General features: G+C 70.6%; 18 protein-coding genes and 3 pseudogenes. 7 read left to right on the top strand and 14 right to left on the bottom strand.

The window, feature by feature from the left end; translation table 11 throughout:
• Positions 1-61 precede the first annotated feature (61 nt).
• On the bottom strand, positions 62-589 hold the full coding sequence (locus SALMUC_RS18445) for a peptidoglycan-binding domain-containing protein (RefSeq protein WP_020039026.1): 528 nt from the start codon (positions 587-589) through the stop codon (positions 62-64).
• A gap of 65 nt (positions 590-654) precedes the next feature.
• Positions 655-1,047 (bottom strand): OB-fold nucleic acid binding domain-containing protein, encoded by a 393-nt coding sequence (locus tag SALMUC_RS18440; RefSeq protein WP_020039027.1) that lies wholly within the window; start codon positions 1,045-1,047, stop codon positions 655-657.
• Positions 1,048-1,134: 87 nt separating this feature from the next.
• On the opposite strand from SALMUC_RS18440, the gene SALMUC_RS18435 reads away from it, so the two are divergent.
• The 3 genes from SALMUC_RS18435 (at position 1,135) to SALMUC_RS18425 (ending at position 4,419) form a co-directional block, all read left to right on the top strand.
• Positions 1,135-1,458 carry a 2Fe-2S iron-sulfur cluster-binding protein gene (locus SALMUC_RS18435; RefSeq protein ID WP_020039028.1) on the top strand — a complete coding sequence of 108 codons (324 nt, stop codon included), beginning with the start codon at positions 1,135-1,137 and terminating at the stop codon, positions 1,456-1,458.
• A gap of 266 nt (positions 1,459-1,724) precedes the next feature.
• Complete coding sequence (locus tag SALMUC_RS18430; protein WP_020039029.1) at positions 1,725-2,537, top strand: TIGR00282 family metallophosphoesterase; 813 nt, start codon at positions 1,725-1,727, stop codon at positions 2,535-2,537.
• A gap of 103 nt (positions 2,538-2,640) precedes the next feature.
• Positions 2,641-4,419, top strand: coding sequence for an SLC13 family permease (locus SALMUC_RS18425; protein ID WP_020039030.1), 1,779 nt, complete (start codon positions 2,641-2,643; stop codon positions 4,417-4,419).
• Between the two features lie 41 nt (positions 4,420-4,460).
• Here the strand turns inward: SALMUC_RS18425 and SALMUC_RS18420 are convergent.
• The 11 genes and pseudogenes from SALMUC_RS18420 to SALMUC_RS18370 form a co-directional block, all read right to left on the bottom strand.
• A pseudogene (locus tag SALMUC_RS18420) lies at positions 4,461-5,193 on the bottom strand (glutamine amidotransferase).
• A 31-nt stretch (positions 5,194-5,224) separates the two neighbouring features.
• The gene (glmM, locus tag SALMUC_RS18415) at positions 5,225-6,568 is read right to left on the bottom strand and encodes a phosphoglucosamine mutase (protein ID WP_020039033.1); all 1,344 of its coding nucleotides are present in this window, start codon (positions 6,566-6,568) and stop codon (positions 5,225-5,227) included.
• Positions 6,565-7,593: a dihydropteroate synthase gene (gene folP / locus SALMUC_RS18410; RefSeq protein WP_021120612.1), complete on the bottom strand. Its 1,029-nt coding sequence runs from the start codon at positions 7,591-7,593 to the stop codon at positions 6,565-6,567. Before folP ends, glmM begins: the two co-directional genes overlap by 4 nt.
• Before the next feature lie 48 nt (positions 7,594-7,641).
• On the bottom strand, positions 7,642-8,562 hold the full coding sequence (locus SALMUC_RS18405; RefSeq protein WP_020039035.1) for a dihydroneopterin aldolase: 921 nt from the start codon (positions 8,560-8,562) through the stop codon (positions 7,642-7,644).
• A gap of 167 nt (positions 8,563-8,729) precedes the next feature.
• Complete coding sequence (locus SALMUC_RS18400) at positions 8,730-9,356, bottom strand: cell wall hydrolase (RefSeq protein ID WP_020039036.1); 627 nt, start codon at positions 9,354-9,356, stop codon at positions 8,730-8,732.
• Positions 9,357-9,517: 161 nt separating this feature from the next.
• Positions 9,518-12,082, bottom strand: coding sequence for a putative PEP-binding protein (locus SALMUC_RS18395; RefSeq protein WP_020039037.1), 2,565 nt, complete (start codon positions 12,080-12,082; stop codon positions 9,518-9,520).
• 129 nt (positions 12,083-12,211) lie between these two features.
• A pseudogene (gene glyS / locus SALMUC_RS18390) lies at positions 12,212-14,460 on the bottom strand (glycine--tRNA ligase subunit beta).
• 104 nt (positions 14,461-14,564) lie between these two features.
• Positions 14,565-15,188 carry an ABC-type transport auxiliary lipoprotein family protein gene (locus SALMUC_RS18385; protein ID WP_020039039.1) on the bottom strand — a complete coding sequence of 208 codons (624 nt, stop codon included), beginning with the start codon at positions 15,186-15,188 and terminating at the stop codon, positions 14,565-14,567.
• Between the two features lie 10 nt (positions 15,189-15,198).
• Positions 15,199-16,980, bottom strand: a complete 1,782-nt coding sequence (locus tag SALMUC_RS18380) for an MlaD family protein (RefSeq protein ID WP_021120608.1) — start codon at positions 16,978-16,980, stop codon at positions 15,199-15,201.
• Entirely contained in the window at positions 16,943-17,752 is an 810-nt protein-coding gene (locus tag SALMUC_RS18375) for an ABC transporter ATP-binding protein (RefSeq protein ID WP_020039041.1), read from the bottom strand. Before SALMUC_RS18375 ends, SALMUC_RS18380 begins: the two co-directional genes overlap by 38 nt.
• Entirely contained in the window at positions 17,749-18,912 is a 1,164-nt protein-coding gene (locus tag SALMUC_RS18370; protein ID WP_425414315.1) for an ABC transporter permease, read from the bottom strand. Before SALMUC_RS18370 ends, SALMUC_RS18375 begins: the two co-directional genes overlap by 4 nt.
• A gap of 239 nt (positions 18,913-19,151) precedes the next feature.
• Here SALMUC_RS18370 and SALMUC_RS18365 point away from each other — a divergent pair, with 239 nt between their 5' ends.
• From SALMUC_RS18365 to SALMUC_RS18355, 3 genes and pseudogenes are all read left to right on the top strand, one after another.
• Positions 19,152-19,748, top strand: coding sequence for a rhodanese-like domain-containing protein (locus SALMUC_RS18365; protein ID WP_020039043.1), 597 nt, complete (start codon positions 19,152-19,154; stop codon positions 19,746-19,748).
• Between the two features lie 133 nt (positions 19,749-19,881).
• Positions 19,882-20,859: an efflux RND transporter periplasmic adaptor subunit gene (locus SALMUC_RS18360; RefSeq protein WP_051155949.1), complete on the top strand. Its 978-nt coding sequence runs from the start codon at positions 19,882-19,884 to the stop codon at positions 20,857-20,859.
• Positions 20,852-24,077: pseudogene (locus tag SALMUC_RS18355) on the top strand (efflux RND transporter permease subunit). Before SALMUC_RS18360 ends, SALMUC_RS18355 begins: the two are co-directional and overlap by 8 nt.
• Before the next feature lie 6 nt (positions 24,078-24,083).
• Here SALMUC_RS18355 and SALMUC_RS18350 read toward each other — a convergent pair.
• Positions 24,084-25,319 carry an NAD(P)/FAD-dependent oxidoreductase gene (locus tag SALMUC_RS18350; RefSeq protein ID WP_020039046.1) on the bottom strand — a complete coding sequence of 412 codons (1,236 nt, stop codon included), beginning with the start codon at positions 25,317-25,319 and terminating at the stop codon, positions 24,084-24,086.
• A gap of 214 nt (positions 25,320-25,533) precedes the next feature.
• On the opposite strand from SALMUC_RS18350, the gene SALMUC_RS18345 reads away from it, so the two are divergent.
• Positions 25,534-25,821 (top strand): sll1863 family stress response protein, encoded by a 288-nt coding sequence (locus SALMUC_RS18345; RefSeq protein ID WP_020039047.1) that lies wholly within the window; start codon positions 25,534-25,536, stop codon positions 25,819-25,821.
• Positions 25,822-25,838 lie beyond the last annotated feature (17 nt).

The raw sequence follows: 25,838 nt of genomic DNA, 5'->3' as shown, positions 1-25,838 counted from the left end.
GCCCTCCGCCAGCGCCTGTCCCGAGCCTAGCGGCAAGCGGCGTGGCGCGGCAATCGCGGGCTCAGCTCTCGAGTTCCGACAGATCGACCGCCGCGATCCCGAGCGCCCGCGCCGTCTCGAGCGAAAGCTGTCCGCTGCGCAGCCCGCGCTCGGCCTGGTAGCGGCGGATCGCGGCGGTCGTGGGCGCGTCGATCCGGCCTGTGACATCGCCGCGGAAATACCCCCGCGCCGCCAGCGCCCGCTGGAGCGAGGCGATGAACTCGGGCGTCACGGTGTCGGGACAGGGGGCCCGGAAGGTCAGCTCGTCGCGCGGCTCGACCACCCGGGGCACCGGGGCGCGGCGATAGATCGGCGGGCGGATCACGGTGCCGTCCTCGGCGATCTCGGCCTGCACGACCTGCACTTCGCCCATGACCTGCTCGTAGACCGCCGGCGTCACCTCGCGCGCCCAGCAGGTGCCGTCGGCGCGGACCTCGGGGACCGGGGCCGGGCCCACGGGGCCGGTCGCGGTGGCCTCGGGGCCGGGCGCGGACGGGGAACAGGCGGCCAGCACGGAGGCCGCCGCGAGGAGGGCGATGGGAAAACGCATCTCGGTCTGCTCGGGCGCCTCTGTTCTGCGATGCTTCGGGCCGTTGCGGCGCAGACTAGCGGCTTTCAGCCGGGCGTGGAAGCCTCGGTCAGCAGGCGGTCGAGCATGGGCGAGATGTCCTCGATCTGCTCCGAGATGACGTGCGTGACGCCGCTGTCGCGTTGCACCCGCCCGGTGACGCGGAGCATGCGCCCCGCGATCACCGCGCGGCGGAACCGCTCGTAGAGCTTGCGCCAGACGATCACGTTGACGACCCCTGTCTCGTCCTCGATCGTGATGAAGATCACGCCGCGGGCGGTGCCGGGCCGCTGGCGCAGGATCACCAGCCCCGCCACGGTGACGCGCGCGCCCTCGGGCGGTTCCTGCAGCCGGTCGGCGGGCAGGCAGGACGGCGGGCGCGGCCAGCTGCGGGGGGCGGGGAAGGAAGCATCGGTCGGCATGGAACACAAGTAGAACATTCAGGGCGCTCAGCCAAGGGGGCTGGCGTCCGTGGCGGGCTGCGACTAGGTAGGTTGAAAGGCGAGACGACGGAGACGATCACGGCCATGGCAAAGATCACCTACATCGAGCACAACGGCACCGAGCACACTGTCGACGTACCCAACGGGCTGACCGTGATGGAGGGCGCGCGCGACAACAACATCCCCGGGATCGAGGCCGATTGCGGCGGCGCCTGTGCCTGTTCCACCTGCCACGTCTACGTCCATCCCGACTGGATCGGCAAGCTCCCCGAGCGTGACGACATGGAAGAGGACATGCTCGACTTCGCCTTCGAGCCCGACCCCGAACGCTCGCGGCTGACCTGTCAGCTCAAGGTGAGCGATGCGCTGGACGGGCTGGTCGTCCAGATGCCCGAAAAGCAGATCTGAGCCCGGTGCGGCGCGCGTCTCGCGTCGTATCTTTGGCCGATGGCGGCGGCGCGGGCCCGCCGTGGCCTGTCACGCCCCGGCGACGAGACGGATGGCGGGTGGCCATGGGCCACAGGCCACAGTTAAAGACCAGCTTGCCAAGATTTCTCGTACGAAAAATCTTGGCACCAAAATTTTCGTCGAAAATTTTCGGCACGCCCTGCATCGGCCATCGGCCAGCAAATCCGCTCTTTGCTTTCCGATCCGCGGGGCTTAACCCTTGAGCCATGAAACTGCTCTTTCTCGGAGATGTGATGGGCCGTGCCGGGCGCACCGCCATCGCCGAAACGCTTCCCCGCCTGCGCGAAGACTGGTCCCTCGATTTCGTCGTGGTGAACGGCGAGAACGCATCGAACGGGGCCGGCCTGACCGCCGCGCACGCCAAGCTCCTGCTCGACTCGGGCGCCGACGTCGTCACGCTCGGCGACCACGCCTTCGACCAGAAGGACATGCTCCAGTTCATCGAGACAGAGCCACGCGTGATCCGCCCGCTGAACTATGCCAAGCAGGCGCCCGGCCGCGGGGCCGCGCTCTTTTCCGACCGGCGCGGCCGCAAGGTGCTGGTCGCGCAGGTTCTCGGGCAGGTCTTCATGAAACGGGCCTTTGACGATCCCTTCTCCGCCATGGACGCGGCGCTCAGGCGCCATCCGCTGGGCGGCCAGGCGCAGGCCATCATGGTGGACATGCACTGCGAGGCCACCTCCGAGAAGATGGCCATGGGCCATTTCTGCGACGGCCGGGCGAGCCTTGTGGCCGGCACGCATACCCATGTGCCCACCGGCGACGCGCAGCTCCTGCCCGGCGGCACCGCCTACCTGACCGACGCCGGCATGTGCGGCGACTACGATTCCGTCATCGGCATGGAAAAGACCGAGCCGATGCGCCGCTTCGTGACCGGCATGGGCAAGACCCGCTTTCAGCCCGCCCTCGGCGAGGCGACGCTCTGCGGCGTGCTCGTGCAGACCGACGACCGCACCGGCAAGGCTCTCTCGGTGACCATGGTCCGGCAGGGCGGGCGGTTGTCGACGTGCGGTCCTTGAGCGGCGCCGCGCGGGACAAAGACGCGCGCAACTGTCGCGCTTGCCACCATGCCGCCCGACCGACAGTATGCGGCGGGCCGAGCCGGGGACATCACGCTTTTCCATGCTGTTCATAGAATTGAGCCAGACTGCGCAGGCCTATGCGACCATCGCGACGGTGGTGGGCATGTTCCTGCTCTTCGTGCGCGAGGCCTACCCGACCGAGGTGGTGGCCATCGGCGGGGTCGCGGTGCTGCTGGTGCTGGGCGTACTGCCCTACGACGCGGCGCTCGAGGTGCTGTCCAACCCCGCGCCCTGGACCATCGCGGCGCTCTTCGTCGTCATGGGGGCGCTGGTCCGCACCGGCGCGCTCGACACCTTCGCGAGCTACGCGCAGGTGCAGGTCCAGAAACAGCCACGCCGGGCCATCGCGGTCATCATGGTGGTGGTCATCGCGGCCTCGGCCTTCATGAACAACACGCCGGTTGTCGTGCTCATGCTGCCGGTCTTCGTGCAGATCGCCAAGACCATGGGCATCCAGCCCTCCAAGCTGCTGATCCCGCTCAGCTACGCGGCGATCCTCGGGGGCACGACCACGCTCATCGGGACTTCGACGAACCTGCTGGTCGACGGCGTGGCCCGCTCGCGCGGGCTCGAACCCTTTTCGATCTTCGAGGTCACGCCGCTGGGCATCGTCATCGTCGCCTGGGGGATGCTCTACCTCTTCTTCGCGGGCCGGTTCCTGCTGCCCGAGCGGCATTCCATGGCCGGGATGCTCTCGGACCGCAGTCGCATGAAATTCTTCACCGAGGCGGTGATCCCGCCGGATTCCAACCTCCTGGGCCGCGAGGTGCTGGGCGTGCAGCTCTTCAAGCGCGAGGGCGTCCGGCTGGTCGATGTCATCCGCGGCGACGAATCGCTGCGGCGCAACCTCGAGGGCGTGACGCTGGAGGTCGGCGACCGCGTCGTGCTGCGCACCCAGATGACCGAGCTGCTGAGCCTGCAGCGCAACAAGGAACTCAAGCGCGTCGACCAGATCTCGGCCAAGGAGACCACGACGGTCGAGGTGCTCATCACGCCGGGCTGCAAGATGGTCGGCCGCAGCCTGGGCGCGCTGCGTCTGCGGCGCCGCTACGGCGTCTACCCGCTGGCGGTGCATCGGCGGAACCAGAACATCGGCCGCAAGCTGGATGAGCTGGTGGTGCGCGTGGGCGACACATTGCTGCTCGAGGGCGCGCCGGAGGACGTGAAACGGCTTGCCGACGACATGGCGCTCGTCGATGTCTCGCATCCCTCGGCGCGGGCATTCCGGCGCGGGCACGCCCCGGTCGCCATCGGCGCGATGCTGGGGATCGTGGCGCTCGCGGCGCTGGGCGTGGCGCCAATCCTCGCCCTGGCGGTCGTGGCGGTCGCGGTGGTGCTGCTCACGCGGTGCATCGACGCGGACGAGGCCTTTTCCTTTGTCGAGGGCCAGCTGCTGGCCCTGATCTTCGCGATGCTGGCCATCGGCGCGGCGCTCGACCATTCTGGCGCGGTGGACCTCATCGTATCGGCAGTGGCGCCGGTGATGCAGGTGATGCCAGCACCGGTCTTGATCTGGTCGGTGTTCCTGCTGACCTCGGTGCTGACCGAGACGGTCAGCAACAACGCCGTCGCCGTGGTGGTTACGCCGGTCGCCATCGGCCTCGCCGACGCGGTGGGCGTCGATCCGCGCCCGCTCGTGGTGGCGGTGATGGTCGCCGCCTCCTGCTCCTTCGCAACGCCCATCGGCTACCAGACCAACACGCTGGTCTACGGCCCCGGGGGCTACCGGTTCTCGGATTTCCTCAAGGTCGGCGTGCCGCTGAACCTGAGCGTCGGCGTGCTATCGGCGCTGCTGATCCCGCTGATCTGGCCACTCTGACATCTTGGGCCCAAAAATTTTCGGACGAAAATCTTGCCGCCTCAGCCGTAGCGCCGGACGAAATTCCGCAGGATGCGCTCGGGCTGCGTGACCTCGGCCGCGCGGCACATGGCGATCAGGGCATCGGCTTCCGAAGGCTCGAAGTAACCACGGTGGCGGTAGATGCGAATCCGCGTCTCGAAGCCTGCTGCGTCGGCCTCTGGGTGGAACTGCGTCGCATAGACGTTCTGCCCGTGCCGGATCATCTGGAAGGGGCAGGGGCCCGAGCGCAGCAGGTGCCGCGCCCTCGGGCAGGTCCTGCACCGCTTCCTTGTGGCCGACGAAGGCGTCGAAACTCTCGGGCAGGTCGGCCAGCAACGGATCATCGCGCCCCGCCTCGGTGCGGACACAGGGCACGTGGCCGACAGGCTCGCCATAGCGCGCCTTGCTCACCTCGGCGCCAAGGTGATGCGCCAGGATCCCGATGCCGTAGCAGCAGCCCAGGAAGGGCACGTCGTCCTTCGTGATCGCCGGCATGAGAGACAGGCAGGCGGCCTCGATCCGCGCCTCCACCGCCGATTTCTTCGTCGGCGGGTCCGAGACGCAGCCCGGCCCGCCGCCGACGATGACGCCGGCATAGTCGCGCGGGTTCAGGCCCTCGGGCAGCGCCTCGCGATCAAGCCGGATGCGGTGCACGTCCTCGGGCGCCAGCCCGCCCTTGCGCAGGAAGGCGGCGAATTCGTCGTCGCTGGCCTCGGTCTCGGGGCGCAGCTGAAGGATCAGGAAACGGCGCATCTCGTCCTCCCCGGCCGGGCCGCCTCAGGCGTCAGGTCGCCGCCTTCACCTCGGCCACGATGCCCTCGACGACCTCGGTCAGCAGAGTCTCGTCCTCGCATTCCGCCATCACGCGGATCAGCGGCTCGGTGCCGGACTTTCGGATCAGCAGCCGGCCCTTGCCGCTCAGCGTCGCCTCGGCGTCGGTGATCGCGCTGCGCACCGCTTTCATCTCCAGTGGCGCCTGGCCCGAGGCAAAGCGCACGTTCTTCAGCAGCTGCGGCACGGGCGTGAAGTTCCGCGCGAGCCGGCTTGCGGGCTGCCCCGTCCGCACCATCTCGGCCAGGAACTGCAGGCCCGCCATGAGCCCGTCGCCCGTGGTCGCGTAGTCGGTCATCACGATGTGGCCGGACTGTTCGCCGCCCAGGTTCCAGCCGCCGCGGCGCATCGCCTCGACGACGTAGCGGTCGCCGACCTTGGTGCGCTGCAGCGTCAGCCCGCGCGCGTCCAGGAACCGCTCGAGCCCGAGGTTCGACATCACGGTCGCCACCAGCGTCCCATCCCGCAGCCGGCCTTCCTCGGCCCAGCGGGCGGCCATCAGGGCCATGATCTGGTCGCCGTCGGCCACCGTGCCCGTCTCGTCGATCAGCACGATCCGGTCGGCGTCGCCGTCAAGGCAGATGCCCACGTCGGCACCATGCGCCACCACCGTCTCGGCGGCGGCCTGCGGCTTGGTCGAGCCGCAGTTGGCGTTGATGTTCACCCCGTCCGGATCGGTGCCCACGGGGATGACCTCGGCGCCCAGCTCCCACAGGACCTCGGGCGCGGTGCGGTAGGCGGCGCCGTTGGCGCAGTCCACCACGATCTTCATTCCGTCGAGCCGCATCCCTTGCGGAAAGGTCGACTTCACCCGTTCCTGGTAGCGGAAACGCCCGTCGTCGATCCGCCGCGCGCGGCCGATGCTGCCGGCCTCGGCCGGGGTGACGCCGCTCTCGACCAGCGCCTCGATCTCGGTCTCGACCTCGTCCGACAGCTTGAAGCCGTCGGGGCCGAAGAACTTGATGCCGTTGTCGTCGGCCGGGTTGTGGCTGGCCGAGATCATGATCCCGAGGTCGGCCCGCATCGAGGGCGTCAGCAGTCCCACTGCCGGCGTCGGGACCGGGCCCAGCAGCAGCACGTTCATCCCGGTCGAGGTCAGCCCCGCGGTCAGCGCGTTCTCGAACATGTAGCCCGAGAGCCGCGTGTCCTTGCCGATCACCACACGGTGCACGCCGCTGTGCTCGCGCCGGAAATGCCGCCCCGCGGCGGCGCCGATCATCAGCGCCATCTCGGCGGTCATCGGAAAGCTGTTGGCCATGCCGCGCACCCCGTCGGTGCCGAAGAGCTTGCGTGTCATCCCTGGTCCTCGTCCTTGTCCCCTGCCGGCCCTCGCGTGACCGCTTCCCAGAGTGCCAGCGCCCGCCGCGTTTCGGCAACGTCGTGCACCCGAAGAATCTGCACGCCCTGCGCGGCCCCGGCCAGCGCCACGGCGATGGAGCCCGGCGCGCGGCGGCTGGCCTCGGGCTCGTTCCCGATGCGCCCGATGAACCCCTTGCGCGAAGCGCCCAGCAGCACCGGGCAGCCCAGCCCGTGGAAGATCGACAGCCCGCGCAGCAGCGCGAGGTTGTGATCCTGCGTCTTGCCGAAACCGATGCCCGGGTCGACCACGATCAGCTCGCGCGGGTGGCCGCGCGCCACCAGCGCCTCGACCCGCTCCTCGAGCCAGTCGTAGACGTCGAGCAGCACGTCGTCGTAGCGCGGCGCGTCCTGCATGGTCTGCGGGTCGCCCTGCGCGTGCATGATGCAGACCGGCAGGCCCGCCTCGATGACGTAATCCGCCAGCGCGGGATCAAAGGTCAGGCCCGAAACATCGTTGACGAGCGCCGCCCCTGCCGTGACGGCGGCGCGGGCGACGCTGGCCTTGCGCGTGTCGATGGAGACCGGCGTGGTGCCGTCCAGCGCCTCGATCACCGGCGCGGTGCGGGCGATCTCGTCCTCGGCGGGCACTTCCAGAGATCCCGGTCGCGTGCTCTCTCCGCCGACGTCGAGGATCTCGGCCCCGGCCTCGGCCAGCGCGCGGGCGCGGGCGGCCGCCTCGGTCACCGAGCCGTCCAGCCCGCCGTCCGAGAAGCTGTCGGGCGTCACGTTCAGGATGCCCATGAGTCGCGCGCGATCCATCGCGACCCCGGCCAGGGGCGCGCGCGGTGCCGTCAGGCGGGCAAGCAAGCCGGGCGGCACGTCGCGCGCGGGCACGCGGGAGACGCTGCCGTCGCGGCGGTGCAGGGCGCATTCCGTGAACCAAAGCGGTCCGCCGGCCAGCGGCAGGGCTCCGGAAGGGTCGGGGTATTCGTGCCGCGGAAGCGGGCGGTAGTAGTCGCGCATGGGCCGTCTGTGCCGCAAGGCCCGCGTCTTGGCAAGCCGGGCGGCGCTCTAGGTGTTGCCGACTGTTACAGACCGCAGCGGCACGCTCGCGTCGGCGGGCGGGGTTTCGCCGATCACCACCAGCTCGCAGGCCTCCATGAGGCCCGCGAACCAGCCCGCCAGCGCCACGGAGTCGCGCAGCCGGCCCTGCGGCCCCTGCGTCGCGTCCAGCACGATCTTCGAGGGCGCCCAGATGCAGACCTGTCCGTTCTTCATGGCCCAGTCGAGCTCGGTCCGGGTCGCGACGACCTTGGCGCGGGGATCGCGCGCGGCCAGCACCCAGCCGTTCTGCTCGATGGCGAGCAGGTCGATGCGGCGCTGCGCGAGCGGGTGATCGGCCTGCGGGCGCGGACCCTCGGGCAGGCCGACGCAGAGGATGAGCGGCGCGCCTTCCGCCTCGGCCGCGTCGAGCCAGCCGGTCAGCGCGTCGCTGGCGATGGCCTCGTTCGACAGGTAGATCACGCGCGGATGGGGCCGGACCTGCGCCACCTCCTGCAGGTGGTTGCCGAAATCGCGGCGGGTGCGCACGATCTCGACCCCCAGCGCGCCGGGGCCTCGGTCGAGCTTCTCGATGCGCACGAAGGCGCGCATGGCCTGCGGTTCGAGCAGGATGCGCTCGGCGATACGCTCGGCCAGCGTCTCGAGCAGGTTCACGCGCTCGGCGGCCAGTTCGGTCGAGATTGCCTCGGTCACCCGGTCGTAGCTCAGGATGCGGTCGACGTCGTCGTCCAGCGGCCCGCCCGCCGGCACCACCTCGACCACCACGTCGAAGCGCACGCGCTGCGTGTGTCCGCGCTCGGCCTGAAAGGCACCGATCTCGACCTCGACGACGTGGCCGCGCAGCGAGATGCGGTCGCGCGGCGCCTCGCCCTCGGTCGCGATGGCGCGTTCCGAGGGGTGGGCGAAGGCAAGGCGGATTTCATCGGCCATGGGCAGAGTCCTGATCTGTCGGCCGGGCCAAATCCCGTTTCAGGGGATTTGCGGAAGACCCAGGGGTCTCCCGGATGCCACGCTTGGCCGGGTCTCGCCTCCTATAGCGCCATCGCGTCCGGGATGCGAGGCGGTGGCGCGACGGATCGCGGCCCGGGGGCGACGGCTTACTTGCCGAAGCCTGCGCGGTAGAAATAGTGCGCGCCGATCCGCGCGGTGCGGGTCAGCTTGCGCGACCAGCCGGGGCTCACGGCCGTCGTGTGGTAGTGGGTCGCGCCCTCGGTCAGGGCGCGCGGGGCGCCCGAGAGCATGGCCTTGGCGACCTTGGCCACGCGGTTCCAGGCGGCGGGCTCCGAGATGTTCTCGGGGTGGCCGTCGCAGCTGTAGCTGAACTGGCAGGCGTTCTTGCGCCCGGTGCCCTGTTTCACGACGCCGCAGACGCTGTCGGGGTACCGGCTCGAGTCCACGCGGTTGAGGATCACCTCGGCCACCGCGAACTGGCCCTCGAGCGACTCGCCGCGCGCCTCGAAATAAAGCGCCTCGGCCAGGCACTGCCATTGCGTGCCGCCGGTCGCCTTGGGCTGGCTCGAGAGCCAGGCGGTGTCGTAGCTGAGGCCCTGCACCCCGCCGGCAGACGCGGGGGTGATCATCCGGTTGATGTGGGCGGCACCGGCGTCGCGCAGGGCACGCTGTTCGAGCTTCACGAGACGCCCGATGGCAGTCTGGGACATGTCGGCATGAGCAGGAACGGTCGCGGCCAGAGTGGCCACGGCAAACACGATGGTACGGATCATTGGTCTCTCACGGGTTGATGAGGCAGCGAGCAGGAACTGCCGAAATCCCGGGCCGTTTAGTAAAATTGTGCCTAGTGGTCCAGCATAGGCGCGCCATACCGGCGGATAGGCGCGCATTCGCATCCGAGAAACAGCATATATTGCGGTGGTTTACGTGACGTCTACCCGATTTTGTCCCGAATGGCGAGCTGCGCGGCGGCCAGTCGGGCCACCGGAACCCGGAAGGGCGAGCAGCTGACATAGTCCATTCCGGCATCGCGGCAGAAGGCAATCGAATCGGGGTCGCCGCCGTGTTCGCCGCAGATCGACAGCATGATGCCGCCGTTTCCCTGCCGCCCGCGTTCCACGCCGATGGCCACCAACTCGCCCACGCCCTCGGAGTCGAGCCGGTGGAACGGGTCCTCCGCGAAGACGCCCTGCTGCACGTAGTCCGACATGAAGCGCCCCGCGTCATCGCGCGACAGGCCGTAGGTCATCTGCGTCAGGTCGTTGGTGCCGAAGGACAGGAAATGCGCGTGCTGCGCGATCTCGTCCGCGCGCAGGCAGGCGCGGGGCGTCTCGACCATGACCCCGAGCGAGTAGTCGAAGTCGCGCCCGCTCTCGTTGCGCACGGCGGCGGCCACGGCGTCGATGCGGGTGCGCACCAGCTCGACCTCGCGGCAGGCCGAGACCAGCGGCAGCATGATTTCCGGCACCACCGGCGCGCCCTCGCGGCTGGCGACTAGAGTCGCCTCGAAGATGGCGCGCGCCTGCATGTCGTAGATTTCGGGCACCGCGATGCCCAGCCGCACGCCGCGCATGCCCAGCATGGGGTTGTATTCGCCCATGCTTTCCACCCGGCGCGTCACATCCGAGACCGGCAGGTCCAGGGCCTCGGCCAGGTCGCGCAGCCCGGCGCGGTCGCTGGGCAGGAACTCGTGCAGCGGCGGGTCGAAGAGGCGGATGCAGACCGGCATCCCCTCCATGATGCGGAACAGTTCGGTGAAATCGGCGCGCTGCATGGGCAGCAGGCGGGCGAGGGCGGTCTGCCGGTCCTCGGCGCTGTCGGCGAAGATCATCTCGCGCATCGGCGTGATGCGGTCGGCCTCGAAGAACATGTGCTCGGTCCGGCAGAGCCCGATGCCCTGCGCCGCGAAGTTGCGCGCGGTGGCGGCATCGGCCGGCGTGTCGGCATTGGCGCGCACGCCGATGTCGCGCTCGGCATCGGCCCAGGACATGAAGGTCTGGAAGGCGTCGTCCAGCGCGGCCTCCACCATGCGCGGCGCACCGGCGAGCACCTGCCCGGCGGTGCCGTCGACGGTGATCGTGTCGCCCTCGGCGAAGCGGCGGCCATCCTCGGCCACGAGAACGCGGTCCTTCTGCCGGAACTGCATGCGCGCCGCGCCCACGACGCAGGGCAGCCCCAGGCCGCGGCCGATCACCGCCGCGTGGCTGGTCATGCCGCCGCGCTCGGTCAGCACGCCCACGGCAGCGTGCATCCCGCGGACGTCCTCGGGCGAGGTCTCGCGGCGCACGAGGATGCAGGGCTCGCCCCGGGCGGCGCTGGCCTGCGCCTCGGAGGAGGAAAACACGATCCGCCCCGTCGCGGCACCCGGCGAGGCGGCAACGCCCCGGCCGATCATGTCGCGCTCGGCCTCGGGGTCGACCTGCCGGTGCAGCAGTTCCGACAGGCCGCGCGGCTCGACCCGCATGACGGCCTCCTGCCGGGTGATGATCCCGTCCTCGGCCAGCCGCACGGCGATGCGCAGCGCCGCGCGCGGCGTGCGCTTGACGCGCACCCCGTCGAGGATGTGCACCTGCCCGTTCTCGATCGTGAACTCGATCTGCATCTCGGCGCGCAGCCGCTCGCGCATGAAGGCGGCATGCGCCTTGAGCGCCTCGAAGGCCTCGGGTGCGAGTTCCTGCAGCGATGGCCCGCGCGGATCGCTCTCGAGATACAGCGAGGCCTGCCCGCGCTGCAGCGCCTCGCGGCCCTGGCTCTGGCTGAGGTAGCGCCCGGTGATCTGCCGCTCGCCGGTTTCCGAGTTCACCAGTTGCAGCACGCCCGAGCCGCATTCGCCCTGGCCCAGCCCCAGCGCCATCTCCTGCACCACGAGGCCCAGCCCCGCGTCGACCGGCGCGCCCTTGGCCTGCCGCAGCAGGCGGGCGGTCGTGCCCTCCCAGGCGCGGGCCATGGAACTCAGCACCTCGGAGAGCTGGCGCGCGGGGTTCTGCGGAAAGGGCTCCTCGGCCTCTTCCTCGTAGAGCCGCAGCGCCTCGGCCAGGCCGTCCGAGCCGGTGGTGTCGATATCCTCGAAGACATCCGGGTCGAGCCGCGCGATGTGGATCGCGTAGGCCTGCACGAAGCGCATGTAGAGCGCCGAGGCCGCCTCGGCCCCGATCCGCTCGGACAGGGCGGCATGCGTCGTCTCGTTCATGCCGATGTTCAGCACCGAGCCCGGTCCGCCCCAGTCGGGATCTTCCGAGGAGGGGCGCACGCAGATCAGCGCGTCGGGTTTGAACACGCCGAGGATCCACTCGATGTCCGGCATTCCGCCGGTGGCGATGGCGTGCACCGTCTCGAACCCCAGCGCGACGGTGCGCGGCACCGGCAGGTCGAGCCGCACGAGCCGCTGCAGGCACTTGGCGCGGCCGCCGTGGGTGGGCGTGGCAATGGGCGCCGACGGCGTGATCAGCGTGACGTCCGGGTCGCGCCCAAGGGACTCCTGTCTGTGCGTGTCGGGCATGACGCCCCCTGTTCTTCCGCGCTGCAGCATAACGCCTTGGCGGTGTCTGGCAATATCGCCCTTCGCCGCAAAGGCGCGGTTAATGCCAATGTGCAACGCCGGCCGGGCCCCCTGGGACCGGCCCGAGCGTCAACCCTCCAGCCGCGTGAGGTCGGCCACCTGCAGGCAGGTGGTGCGGATGGAATTGAGCAGGTTCAGGCGGTTGCGGCGCACGACCTCGTTGTCGGAATTGACCTGCACCGCCTCGAAAAAGGCGTCGATGGGGGCCCGCAGACCGGCCATGGCCGCCATCGCGGTGGCGTAGTCCTCGTCCTTCATGGCCGGGCCGATTTTCTTGTCGGCCGTCGCCAGCGCCTCGAACAGCGCCGTTTCCTCGCGCGCTTCGGCGAACTTGGGGTCGCCGCCGAAGCTGTATTCGACGCCGTCCTTCTCCTCGGCCTGGGTCAGGATGTTGTTGGCGCGCTTGAAGCCCTGCACGAGGTTCTCGCCGTCGTCGGTCTTGAGCACCGCCGCCAGCGCCTCGGCCCGGGCCACGAGCAGGCGGATGTCGTCGGCCCCCGGCATGGCGAGGCAGGCCTCGATCACGTCGTGGCGGATGCCCTCGTCGCGCAGGTGCACCTTGAGCCGGTCGTGGAAGAAGGCCAGCAGGTCGGTCGAGAGGTCCGGCACGAGGTTGCCGACCGTACGGAAGAGCGACCCCTTCTGTGCAGGTGCGGCCTCGTCCCCCTCGAGACGCGACAGCACCGAGCGGAAGGCGGCGCCGAAGACGCCGTGATCGGCGATCTCGTCCACCAGCGAGTCGAGCGCGGCCAGTTCCTCGGCCGAGGCCTCGTGGTTGAGGTGGCGCTTGTGCCGCACGATCTGGGCGTCGACATAGCGGTCGAGCGAGAGCCGCAGCCCGTTGGCCAGCACCAGCCGGATCACGCCAAGCGCGGCGCGGCGCAGCGCGAAGGGGTCCTTGGAGCCGGTGGGCTTCTCGTCGATGGCCCAGAAGCCGGTCAGCGTGTCGAGCTTGTCGGCCAGCGCCACGGCGACCGAGACCGGCGCCTCGGGCACCGCGTCCGAGGGACCCAGCGGCGCGTAGTGCTCTTCGCAGGCCGCCGCGACCTCGGCCGGAAGGCCTGCGGCCTCGGCGTAATAACGGCCCATAAGCCCCTGCAGCTCGGGGAATTCGTAGACCATCTCGGACGAAAGATCGGCCTTGGCGACCCGCGCGGCCTGCTCGGCGAGGCCGGCATCCGCGCCCACGGCCAGCGCGATCTCGCGCGCAAGCGACGCGATGCGTTCGATCCGGTCCTTCTGCGAGCCGAGACGGTTGTGGAAGGTCACGTTTTCCAGACGGTCGGTCCAGGCCTCGAGCCCCTTGGTCTTGGCGATGCGCAGGTCGTTCTCCCAGAAGAACTTGGCATCCGACAGGCGGGCCGACAGCACCTTGCGGTTGCCCGCGAGGATGGTCTCGCCATCGTCCGCGGTTTGCACATTTGCGACCGTCACGAAGCTCTCGATGCGCCCGGTGGCCGGATTCTTGACCGAAAAGAACTTCTGGTGCTCCTTCATCGAGGTCTGCAGAACCTCGGGCGGAAGCTCCATGAACTCGGCGCCGATCTCGCCCATGAGCACGACGGGATACTCGACGAGCCCCCCACCTCGGCCAGCAGGCCGCGGTCCTCGACGACTTCCATGCCGATGGCGAAGGCGCCGTTGGTGGCGTCGTGCCAGATGTGTTCGGCGCGTTCCTGCGCGTTCAGGATCACCTTGGCGCGCTTCAGCTTTGCCTCGTAATCCTCGAAGGAGGTGACGGAAAACGGCTCGGGCGCCATGAAGCGGTGGCCCTCGGTCACGTCGCCCGCGCGGATGCCGTCGATCTCGAGCGGCACGACCTCTGCGCCGCCCTCGTCGGAGAGGATGCAAAGGATGCGGTGCAGCGGGCGCACCCAGCGCAGGCTGCCCGCACCCCAGCGCATCGACTTGGGCCAGGGGAAGTTGCGCACCGTGCGCTCCAGCACCTCGGCCACGATCTCGGGCGCCGGGCGGCCGGGCTTCTCGATCACGGCGTAGAAGACGCGGCCCTTCTTGTCATCCCGCTCCTCGAGGTCCTCGCGCGCCACGCCGGCGCCGCGCAGGAAGCCCTCGATCGCTTTCTCGGGCGCGTCGACACGCGGGCCGCGGCGTTCCTCGCGGGTGGCCGGGCTCTGCGCAGGCAGGCCCTCGACGGTCAGCGCCAGGCGGCGGGGCGTCGCGAAGGCGGCGGCGCCGGAATAGGTGAGGCCGGCCTCCACGAGACCGTCCGTGATGCGCGCCTTCAGATCCTCGGCCGCGCGCCCTTGCATGCGTGCGGGGATTTCCTCGGAGAAGAGTTCGATCAGCAGGTCGGGCATTGTCTCACCAGTTCACGCGCGCGCCCTCGCGGGACACGGATGGCCTTTGGCAGGGGGGATAACCGGCGCGGCGGTCGGCGTCCAGCCGCTTTGCCCCGGGGGCCTCAGCCCAGACCGCGACGGGTGACGACCCAGTCGGTGATCTCGGACAGCAGGTGCTGCGTGGCGCGGTCGAAGGCGGCGACGACATCCTCGGGCTCCGGGCTGGCGGCGGGCTCGGTGACCTCGAAGCTGCGCGTCGCGGCGACCGAGGCGTCGTCCTCGCGAACCAGACGGAAGACAACCCGCAACCGTACGGTTGCCGTCTCGGCATCGGCGGGCGCCTCGGCCTGGAAATCGGTCAGCTCGCCCAGCAGCGCGTAGTCGCCGTGGCTGCCCAGCGGCCGCCGCCCGACCGAGGCGAAGGCGCCGGTCTGCGTCAGCGTGCGCACCAGCAGCGTCTGCAGCATCACCGGCGCGGTGTCGGACCAGCGCACGCCCGGCAGGTACTGCGCCTGCAGCGGGCCGGGGCGGATCATGATCCGCTCGGTCGCGAGGCTGCCGCTGGCGATGGGCTCCTCGACCACCAGCTCCACCGCGCCGCGGCGCGCCGGGGCCTGGGCGATTTCGGGCGTGCGCAGCTCGTAGATCTCGAGCGGGCGCGAGGCCTCGCTCAGCGAGGTGATCGCGGCGCAGCCCGAAAGGCTCGCGGCCGTGAGGGCGGTCAGGCAAAGCGCTTTGAGTGTCATGGCGTGGCTCTCATCGTCTGTATTCCGGGGCGCGGGGCTCCAACAAAAAGCGGCCCGGGTCGCGGCGGATCTGCTGGAACAGCGCGTCGAGGGTGTCGATCAGCGCGCGGGTCTCGACCGCGAGCCTGCCATACTGCGGCAGCGCGGTCGTGGCAAAGTCGCGCACGGCGGGGGCGCTGTCGCCCACGACGCCGCGGATCTGGGCAAAGGCCGCCTCGGCCGAGCGGCTGGCGGCGCGCAGCTCCTCCGTCACCGCGGGGATGTCCTCGGCCACGTCGCCGACCGCCGCCTCGAGCACGTCCAGCGTGGACTGCAGACGCTCGGTGATGCCGTCGAGATCCTCGTTCATGAAGCGGTCGGCGCCGTCGAAGGCGCGCTCGGCGGCCCCCATCGCGCGGTCTCCGGTCTCGAGCGCCGCGTTGATCGCGCCCAGCGTCTCGTTGGCGCGCTCGAAGCTGTCGCGCACCGTGTCCAGCGTGGTGTCGGCCGAGCTCACCAGCGCGTCAACGCGCCCCGAGGCGGCACCGAGGTCGCGGCCCAGCGTCTCGAAGGTCTCCGAGGCCGTGGCGCTGGCGGCGCGGATGTCGGCGACGATCTCCGGCAGGTCGTCGCGCGCGGTCTTGCCGATGCTGCGGATCACCTCGGTGGCCTCGGTCGTCGCGGTGCGCAACTCCGAGACCAGCGCCTGCCCGTCGCCGGCGACCAGCGCGTCGATGCGCTGCGCCGCGCCGTCGACGCTGGCGAGCGTCGCGTCGAAGCGGGCGATCAGCGCATCGGTCGCCTCCAGCGTCTCGCGCGCCTCGGTCAGGCGGGCGGTCGCGGCCTCTCCGGTGCGGGCGTAGGTCTGCATGAGCGCGTCGGCGCGGGCCCCGAGCGCGCTCAGCTGCGCCTCGATCTCGGCCACCGACTCGCGCAGCTGCCGGGTCGCGGGGCCGAGATCCTCGGTGATGTAGCGGTCGGCCGAGGCGATGGGCGCCTCGAGGCGGCTCAGCGTCTGCGAGCCCTGTTCCACCAGCTGCCCCGCATCGCCCGCCAGCCGGTCGACCGAGGCAAGCGCCGTGTCGGCGGTCTCGAGCACGCCCGAGACGTCGCCGGTCAGGCGGTCGAGCGTTTCGTTGAAGCGCCCGATCTCGCCGGCGAAATCCGAGACCGTGTTGCTGACTGCAGAGAAATCGTCGAGCGCGCGGGTGAACTCGCCCGAGGCGCTTTCGACGTTGCCGAGGATTGCCTCGACGCGCTGGCGGTTCTCGGGGCTGACGAGGCGGCGCATCTCGCGCACGACCTCCAGCATTTCCGACAGGATCTCGGGCGCGTCCTGCGAGATGGACTGCAGCACCGACTGGCCGGCCTCGATGCGCGGCACCGGGTCGTCGGAGGTCTCGGAGAGCAGGGGCGCATCGGCCGAGCCCGCGCTGATGCCCACGAAGGACACGCCCGTGACGCCCTGCGCCTCGATGGTGGCGATGCTGTCGGCGCGCACCGGGGTGTCGGCGGCGACCTCGACGCGCACGCGCACGCGCCCGTTGTTCGCCGGCGACAGGCCCACGTCGACGACCTGGCCCACGGGCAGGCCCGCGAAGCGGACGTCGGAGGCATCGCTCAGGCCCGAGACCGAGCGGAAGTCGATGTCGTAGTAGGCGAACTGGCGGTCGAGCTCGATCCGCGCGAACCACAGGAAGAACCCGAGGATGCCGAGCACCCCCGCGATGGCGAAGGCGCCGATGAGGACATAGTTCGCGCGGGTTTCCGTATCGTTACTCCTTCGTCCCGGTGCCGCCCGGGGAGGCGACATCGAAGACCGCGCGGGCGCGCGGACCGTGGAAATACTCGTGCACCCAGGGGTGGTCGACGGCAAGCATGTCGCGCAGGCCGCCCTCGACCAGCACGCGGCGTTCGGCAAGCACCGCGACGCGGTCGCAGATCGCGTGCAGCGTGTCGAGGTCATGCGTCACGAGGAAGACGGTCAGCCCCATCGAGCGGCTGAGCCCGCGGATCAGCGTGTCGAAGGCCGCCGCGCCGATGGGGTCGAGGCCCGCCGTCGGCTCGTCGAGGAAGACGATCTCGGGGTCGAGCGCAAGCGCCCGTGCCAGCCCCGCGCGCTTGCGCATGCCGCCCGAAAGCTCGGCGGGGTAGCTGTCGCCGGCGAGGTAGGGCAGGCCGACCATCGAGATCTTGAGATCGGCCAGCTGGCTGCGGATCCGCGGGTCCAGCCCCTCGATGGCGCGCAGGGGGACCTCGACGTTCTCGCGCACCGTGAGCGAGGAGAAGAGCGCCCCGTCCTGGAACATGACGCCCCAGCGCTCGTCGAGTGTGGCGCGGGCACGTTCGTCGCCCGACAGGATGTCGACGCCCAGCACCTCGATCCGGCCGGCGTCGGGGCGTTGCAGCCCGGTGATGCTGCGCAGCAGCACCGACTTGCCGGTGCCCGAGCCGCCGACGATGCCGAGGATCTCGCCCCGGTAGACGTCGAGGTCGAGCCCCTCGTGCACGATGTTCCGCCCGAAGCGGTTCTGCAGGCCGCGCACGCGGATCACGACCTCGGGGGTGTCGGCGGGCCCGCTCACAGGCCCACCTGCGCGAAGAAGATCGAGAAGAGCGCGTCGGCCACGATCACCGCGAAGATCGCGGTCACCACCGCCTGCGAGGTCATCCGCCCCAGCGATTCCGCGTTGCCCTGCACCTGCATCCCCGCGTGGCAGCCAACGACGCCGATGATGAGTGCAAAGACCGGCGCCTTCACGAGCCCCACGACGACATGCGAGACATCCGTGCCCTCGAGCAGCCGCGTGCGGAACATCGACGGCGAGATTCCGAGCTCGATCCACGACATCAGCGCGCCCCCGAACAGCCCCATCACGTTGGCGATGAGACCGAGGATCGGCAACATGATCAGGAGGGCGAGGATGCGCGGCACGAAGAGCACCGTCGCGGGGTCGAGGCCCAGCGTGCGCATGGCGTCGATCTCCTCGCGCATCTTCATGGAGCCGATGGCGGCGGTGAAGGCCGAGGCGGTGCGGCCCGCGACGATGATGGCGGTCAGCAGGATGCCAAGCTCGCGCAGCACCGAGATCGCGATGAGATCGACGACGAAAACCTCGGCGCCGAACTGCCGCAGCTGCGCCGAGCCCTGGAAGGCCAGCACGACGCCGATCAGGAAGGCCATCAGCCCGACAATGGGCACGGCGCGATAGCCGACCTCCTCGGCATGGGCGACCAGCGCGGTCATGCGGAACTCGCGCGGGTGGCGCAGCGTGCGGCCGAGGCGGGCGAGGAAGAGGCCGAAATAGCCCAGCAGGTCGAGCAGGAAGGCCGCGCCCGCGGCGACAGAGCGCCCGGTGCGCTCGAGCATGGCCGTCAGTCCGCGCTCGCGGCGGGGCGGTTCCTCGGGCTCGGGCAGGGCGCGGCGGACGTGGTCGAGCAGCAGCGTGGTCTCGGCGCTGGCCCCCTCAAGGCGCAGGGTCGTGCCCTCGGCCGCGCGGGCGCGTTCGAGCGCCAGCAGCGCCCAGGCGCCGGCGGTGTCGATGCGCTCGAGCCCCGACAGGTCGATGGCTTCGGGGGGATGCTCGAGCCGCTCGAGGCGGGCCTGCAGCTGCGTCACCTCGTGCACCGTCAGCGCGCCGGAAAGCTCCAGCACGGCGCTGTCCCCGCGGGGACGCAGCGCAAGGCCCGCTGGCGGCATCGGCGCAGGCGGGGCTTCCGCAGGTGTCTGGTCGTCTGTCGTCATGCCACGCTCCGGCGGGTCGCGCGGTCCGGCCGTCTGGGCCGGGTTCGCGCCCGTCATGTACAGATCATGCCCTGCTTCCGTACGGATATCAAAACGATGCGGCGTCGCAGCTCCGGCCGGCCGCCGCACCGCCGCGTGCCAGGGGGGACGCGGTGCCGCACCGCGACGGCGCGGGATGACGGGGCGCAGGCGCCCGGTTAGGCTGCCCGCATGGAACCATCGGTTCAGGAGGAGAGACCATGACACCCCGCACCCTGACACTCGCCCTGGGCCTGGCCGCCGCGGCCATGCCCGCGCTGGCCGAGACCGAGGTCGGCATCACCAAGTCGATGCCCAGCGTCACCGTCGAGACCGAGAGCGGCCCGGTGACGATCGAACGCAACCAGGACACCTCGCACGAGCTGTCCGGCGACTGGGCGCGCACCTCGCGGCCCTGTCCGGCTTTCTGCATCCAGCCCAACACGCCGGCGCCCGGCGTCACCACCATCGGCGAGCTGGAGCTGATCGAGATGCTGCAGGACCCGGAGTCGGTGGTGATCGACAGCCGCACCCCGGACTGGTTCGAGGGCGGCTCGATCCCCGGCGCGATCAATATTCCCTATACCTACGTGGTCGACCAGCTGGGCCAGCTCGGCTGCGAGCCCGACTTCGAGGGGTGGGATTGCAGCGGGGCAAAGCCCGTGGCGCTGTTCTGCAACGGCATCTGGTGCGGGCAGTCTCCGACGGCGATCCGCAACATGATCGAGGCGGGCTATCCCGCCGAGCGGATTTCCTACTATCGGGGCGGCATGCAGGTCTGGCGCCTGCTGGGGCTGACGGTGACGGGCGCGGACTGACGGCGCGCCTCCGGGCGGGGCCGGGGCGTGCCAACCGGCCCGTCGCCGAAGCTTGCGGCAGATCAAGGTTTCCCGGGGCTCCGGTGCATAAGTATATTCGGAATCACCGATGTATCTTGGCCCGGAGACCGACATGCGACAGCCCCCCCGATTGCTTCTCCTGCTGCTGGCGGGCCTGGCGCAGCCCGCCATGGCCGAGCGGATCGAGATCGCGCCGCAGCCGGTGACCGAGTGGAAATCGGTCTACGGCCAGGTCGAGACCCGCGACACGGTGCCCGCGCGCGCCCGCATCGGCGGCACCGTGGCCGCGCTGGAGGTGACCGAGGGCGACCGGGTCGAGTCCGGGGCGCGCATCGCCATGATCGAGGACCAGAAGCTGGGCTTCCGCATCGACGCGCTGGACGCGCGGCTGGGCGCCCTGCGGGCGCGGCTGGAGACGGCGCAGTCCGAGCTGGCGCGCGGCGAGCAGCTGATCGAGCGCGGGGTCATCACCAGTCAGCGGCTCGAGACGTTGCAGACCGAGGTCGACGTGATCCGGGGGGAGATTTCCGGCGTCGAGGCCGACCGGCTGTCGGTCGAGCAGCAGATCGCCGAGGGCGAGGTGCTGGCCCCCGAGGCGGGGATCGTGCTGACGGTGCCGCTCTCGGTGGGTTCGGTCGTGGTCCCGGGCGAGGCGGCGGCGACGGTCGGCGGCGGCGGGGTCTTCCTGCGGCTGGCGGTGCCCGAGCGCCACGCCGGCGATCTTGCCGAGGGCGACGAGATCGAGATCGGCGGCGAGGGCAAAACGCGGCGCGGCCGGCTGGCCAAGCTCTACCCGCAGATCGCGGGCGGCCGGGTGCAGGCCGATGTCGAGGTCGAGGGGCTGGACGACGCCTTTGTCGGGCGCCGCGTGCCGGTGCGCCTGCCGGTGGGCACGCGCGAGGCCGTGCTGGTGCCCGAGGCGGCGCTTTCGCGCGCGGGCGGGCTCGACTTCGTGACGGTCGAGACGCCGGACGGCCCGTTGCGGCGCACCGTGGTGCCCGGGGCGGGCGTGACCCGCGACGGCACGGAATGGCGCGAGATCCTGACCGGGCTGCGGCCCGGCGACGTGGTGGTGACCGGCGATGAGTGACGGACACCACGGCCCCACCGGCGCGCTGGGCCTCGCCGGACACCTGACGCGCGCCTTCATCGCCTCGCCGCTCACGCCGCTGCTGCTGCTGGCCTCGCTGGCGCTGGGCCTGATCGCGCTGGTCAGCCTCCCGCGCGAGGAGGAGCCGCAGATCTCGGTGCCGCTGGTGGACATTCACGTGCAGGCCGACGGGCTGCGCGCCGAGGACGCGGTGAAGCTGGTGACCGAACCGCTCGAGACCATCGTGAAGGGCATCGATCAGGTCGAGCACGTCTATTCCGACACCCGCGACGACCGCGTGATGGTGACCGCGCGCTTCGAGGTCGGCACCGATGCCGACACCGCGATCCTGCGCGTGCGCGACAGGATCCTCGCCAACATCGACCGCATCCCCGTGGGCATCCCCGAGCCGCTGGTCGTGGGGCGCGGCATCAACGACGTGGCCATCGTCGGGCTGACCTTCAGCCCGGTCGCGGGGCAGGCGAGCATCACCGCCGCCGACCTCACCCGCATCGCGCGCGAGGTCGAGGTTCGGCTGGCCCGGATCGAGAACGTGGGGCTGACCTACCTGATCGGCGCCACCGGCGAGGCGCTGCGCGTGGCGCCGGACCCCGAGCGGCTGGCGCTTTACGGGATCACGCTGCAACAGCTTGCGGGCAAGGTGCAGGGCGCCAACAGCGCGGCGCCGGCGGGCAACCTGCGCGACGGCGGCGAGCAGGTCGGGCTGGTCATCGGCGAGACGTTGTCGACGCCCGAAGAGATTGCCAACCTCGAGCTGACCGCCCGCGACGGGCGCACGGTCTACGTCCGCGACGTGGCCGAGGTGGGCTTCGTGTCCGACCTCGACGAGCATCATGTCGCCACCTTGCACCGGGGCGCGGACGGCGAGGTGCACCGCGCCCCGGCGGTGACGCTGGCGCTGGCCAAGCGCGCGGGGGCCAACGCCGTGCTGGTGGCCGAGGAGATCCTGCACCGGGTCGAGGAAATGCAGGGCCGGGAGGGGCTGATCCCCGACAGCGTCGCCGTGGAGATCACGCGCGACTACGGAGAGACCGCCGACGAGAAGGCGAACGAGCTGCTGTTCCACCTCGCGCTGGCGACCGTGTCGATCGTGGCGCTGGTGCTCTTCGCCATCGGCTGGCGGGAGGCGGTGGTCGTGGCCATCGTGATCCCGCTGACGATCCTGCTGACGCTTTTCGCCGCCTACATCATGGGCTACACGCTGAACCGCGTCTCGCTTTTCGCGCTGATCTTCTCCATCGGCATCCTCGTGGACGACGCCATTGTCGTGATCGAGAACATCGCCCGCCACTGGGCCATGAAGCGCGAGGGGCAGAGCCGCTTCGGTGCCGCCGTCTCGGCCGTGGCCGAGGTCGGCAACCCGACCATCGTGGCGACGCTGACCGTGGTGGTGGCGCTGCTGCCGATGCTCTTCGTGTCGGGGCTGATGGGCCCCTACATGAGCCCGATCCCGGCCAATGCCTCGGCCGCGATGATCTTTTCCTTCTTCGTGGCGGTGATGATCACGCCCTGGCTGATGCTCAAGGTCGCGGGGCGCGCGCCGACGCACCACGAGGGCGAGGGCGGCTTCCCGGGCGGGCGGTTGGGCCGGGTCTACGCCGCCGTCGCGCGGCCGCTGCTGGCGGGCAAGGGGCGCAGCGCGCTCTTCCTGCTGGCGGTGGTGGTGCTCTCCTTCGGCTCGCTGGGGCTGTTCTACACCAAGGACGTGACGGTCAAGCTGCTGCCCTTCGACAACAAGTCCGAGCTTTCGGTCGTCATCGACCTGCCCGAGGGTGCCAGCGTCGAGGATACCGACGCCGTGGCGCAGCGTGCCGCGCGGGTGGCGCTGGAGCTGCCCGAGGTGCACTCGGCCCAGACCCACGCGGGCACGGCGGCGGCCTTCAACTTCAACGGGCTGGTGCGCCACTACTACCTGCGCGAGGGCCCCGAGATGGGCGAGGTGCAGCTCAACCTCGCGCACAAAGGCGAGCGGGATCGCACCAGCCACGACATCGCGCTCGATCTGCGCGAACGGCTGGCGGCGCTGGAGGTGCCCGCGGGCACGGTGCTCAAGGTGGTCGAGCCGCCGCCGGGCCCGCCGGTGATCTCGACCCTGCTGGCCGAGATCTACGGCCCCGACGCCGAGACACGCCGCGCGGTGGCCGAGCGCGTGCGCGGGGCCTTTGCCGAGGTGCCCTTCGTGGTCGATGTCGACGACAGCTACGGCACCCGCCCGCGCCGCCTGCGGGCCGAGCTTCAGCCCTCGGATCTCGACTTCTTCCGGGTTTCAGGAGGCCGACGCGCTGGAGACGCTGCGCCTGCTCAACGGCGCCTCGACGGTGGGCTATTCGCACCGCGGCGAGGGACGGCGGCCCATCCCCATCGTCATGGCGCGCGCGCGGGCGGACCAGGTGCTGGACGCGCAGGCGCTCTCGACCCCGGTGCCGGCCAACGCTTTGCCCGGCGGGCGCGGCGTGGTCGAACTGGGCGACGTGGTTCGGATCACCGAGGAGCGCGCCTCGTTCCCGATCTTCCGGCACAATGGCTACGACGTCATCATGGTGACCGGCGAGTTGGCCGGCGACTTCGAGGCGCCGCTCTATGGCATGCTGGCGGTCGCGGACCGGATCGAGGCGATGGACTGGCCCGAGGGGATGCAGCCCGAGATCCGTCTCAACGGCCAGCCCGAGAGCACCGCGCATCCCTCGCTGCTCTGGGACGGCGAGTGGGAGGTCACCTGGGTCACCTTCCGCGACATGGGCGCGGCCTTTGCGGTGGCGCTGCTGGGGATCTACATCCTCGTGGTGGCGCAGTTCGGCAGCTTCCGCCTGCCGCTGGTGATCCTGACGCCGGTGCCGCTGACCTTCCTGGGGATCATGGCGGGGCACTGGCTCTTCGGGGCGCCCTTCTCGGCGACCTCGATGATCGGCTTCATCGCGCTGGCGGGGATCATCGTGCGCAACTCGATCCTGCTGGTCGATTTCATCCGCCACGCCGACCCGGACCGGCGCGTGACCGTCGATATCCTGATCGAGGCGGGCGCCACGCGGTTCAAGCCGATCCTGCTGACCGCGCTGGCGGCGATGATCGGGGCGGCGGTGATCCTCGTCGACCCGATCTTCCAGGGGCTGGCGATATCGCTGCTCTTCGGGCTGCTGTCCTCGACCGCGTTGACGGTTCTGGTGATCCCGGCGGTCTACCGGCTGGCCAAGACATGAGGCCGGTCAGAGACCCCGCCTTCGCGGGTCGAGCGCGGCGGTGAGGGCATCGTCGCGGCCCTCGATCGCCTCGGCCAGGATCTCGCCGGTGGTGGGGCCGAGCGTGAAGCCCTGGTGGCCGTGCCCGAAGTCGAACCAGAGCCCCTCGTGCCGGGGGGCGGGGCCGACCAAAGGCAGCATGTCGGGCAGGCAGGGCCGGTGGCCGTGCCACTGGCCGTCGGGCACCGGCTCGCCAAGCTCGACCAGTTCCGCCACCGCGCGGCGCCCGCGTTCCAGCTGGCGCGGGGCGGCGGGGCCGTCCCGGCGCACCAGTTCGGCGCCGGTGGTGATCCGCAGGCCGCGCGTCATCGAGCTCATGACGACGCCGTTGTCGGCGTCGACATAGGGGCGGGCCAGCCGTGCGGGTGTGTCGTAGTGGCCGTGATAGCCGCGCTTCCAGACCATCGGCACGCGATAGCCGAAGCGGCGCAGCAGGTCGGGGCCCCAGGGGCCGAGCGCGACCACGACCTGCGAGGCCTCGACCGGCCCGTCGTCGCTGGCGACCTGCCAGCCGCTGGCCCGCCGGGCGAGGCTTTGCGCCTCGCCCGTCAGCACGCGTCCGCCGCGCCGGGCGAAGAGGTCGGCATAGGCGCGGGTCAGGGCGCCCGGATCGGTGCAACTCCAGGAGCCGGTCCAGAGCAGCATGCCGGCGGGGCCGGACCTGAGCGCGGGGTCGTCCTCGCGCATGGCAGAGGCGTCCATCACCTGCGAGGGGATGCCGTAGGCCTCGCGCAGGCGCCGGGCCTCGCGCGCGGCGGCCTCGAGGGCGCGGGCCGAGCGGTGGATCTCGCCCATGCCGGTGCGGCGGATCAGCGGCTCGCTTTCGGAAGCGGTGATCAGGGGCGCGTGGTCGTCCAGCACGCGGCCGATGAGCTGCGCGTAGCTGCGGGATATCTCGCCATGCCGGGCGGGCGCGGATTGCTGGAAGTAGCGCCAGAGCGCCGGCGCGAGGCGGGGCAGGTCGCGGGCGTGCCAGACCACGTCGTTGCTGCGCCCCAGCGCGTAGCGCAGCAGCGTCGGCACGTCGCGCGGGATGGCATAGGGCTCGACCGCCTCGGACTGGATGACGCCGGCGTTGCCATGGCTGGTCTCGGAGCCGGGCGCGCGGCGGTCGAGCAGGCTCACCGCGTGGCCGCGCGCCTGCAGCGCCAGCGCCGCGCCGACGCCCGCCATGCCGGCGCCCAGAACGATGAACTCGGTCATGCCGCCCGTCCTTTCCGCGTTTCCCCGCGGCGTTTCCCATCGCCGCGCAGAGGGGTCGTTTCCGGCGCGATCCTTTCAGGTCGGGGCGGGGGCGGCAAGCCTCGGGCCTTTGCGACGCCACGCCGCGCGCCGGGGTCACGCGGGCCAAGACGCGGGCGCCCGAGTGGTCTAGAGTGGATCACAGCCGGAAGGGCGCAAACGGGAGGAGTGTACCATGATGGACCGCGACGAATACGTCGAGAAGACCAAGGCGCGCATCGACGAATGGAACGCCGAGATTGACAAGATGCAGGCGAAGATGCGCGAATCGCAGGCCGAGGCCAAGGCCAGCTACGAGAAGAACCTCGCGGAGATGCGAAAGCACCGCGACGAGGCCGAGGCGCAGCTCAAGAAGATGCAGCATGCCAGCGACCAGGCCTGGGACGACATGAAGGCAGGCTTCGACCGCGCCTGGGACGACATCCAGTCCGCGTTTCGCAGCGCGACCTCGCGCTACCGCTAGGAGCGGCGTTTCGCCGG

The sequence above is a fragment of the Salipiger mucosus DSM 16094 genome (genome assembly GCF_000442255.1).
GTDB classification, from domain to species: domain Bacteria; phylum Pseudomonadota; class Alphaproteobacteria; order Rhodobacterales; family Rhodobacteraceae; genus Salipiger; species Salipiger mucosus.
This window is presented reverse-complemented; position numbering and strand designations above follow the sequence as displayed.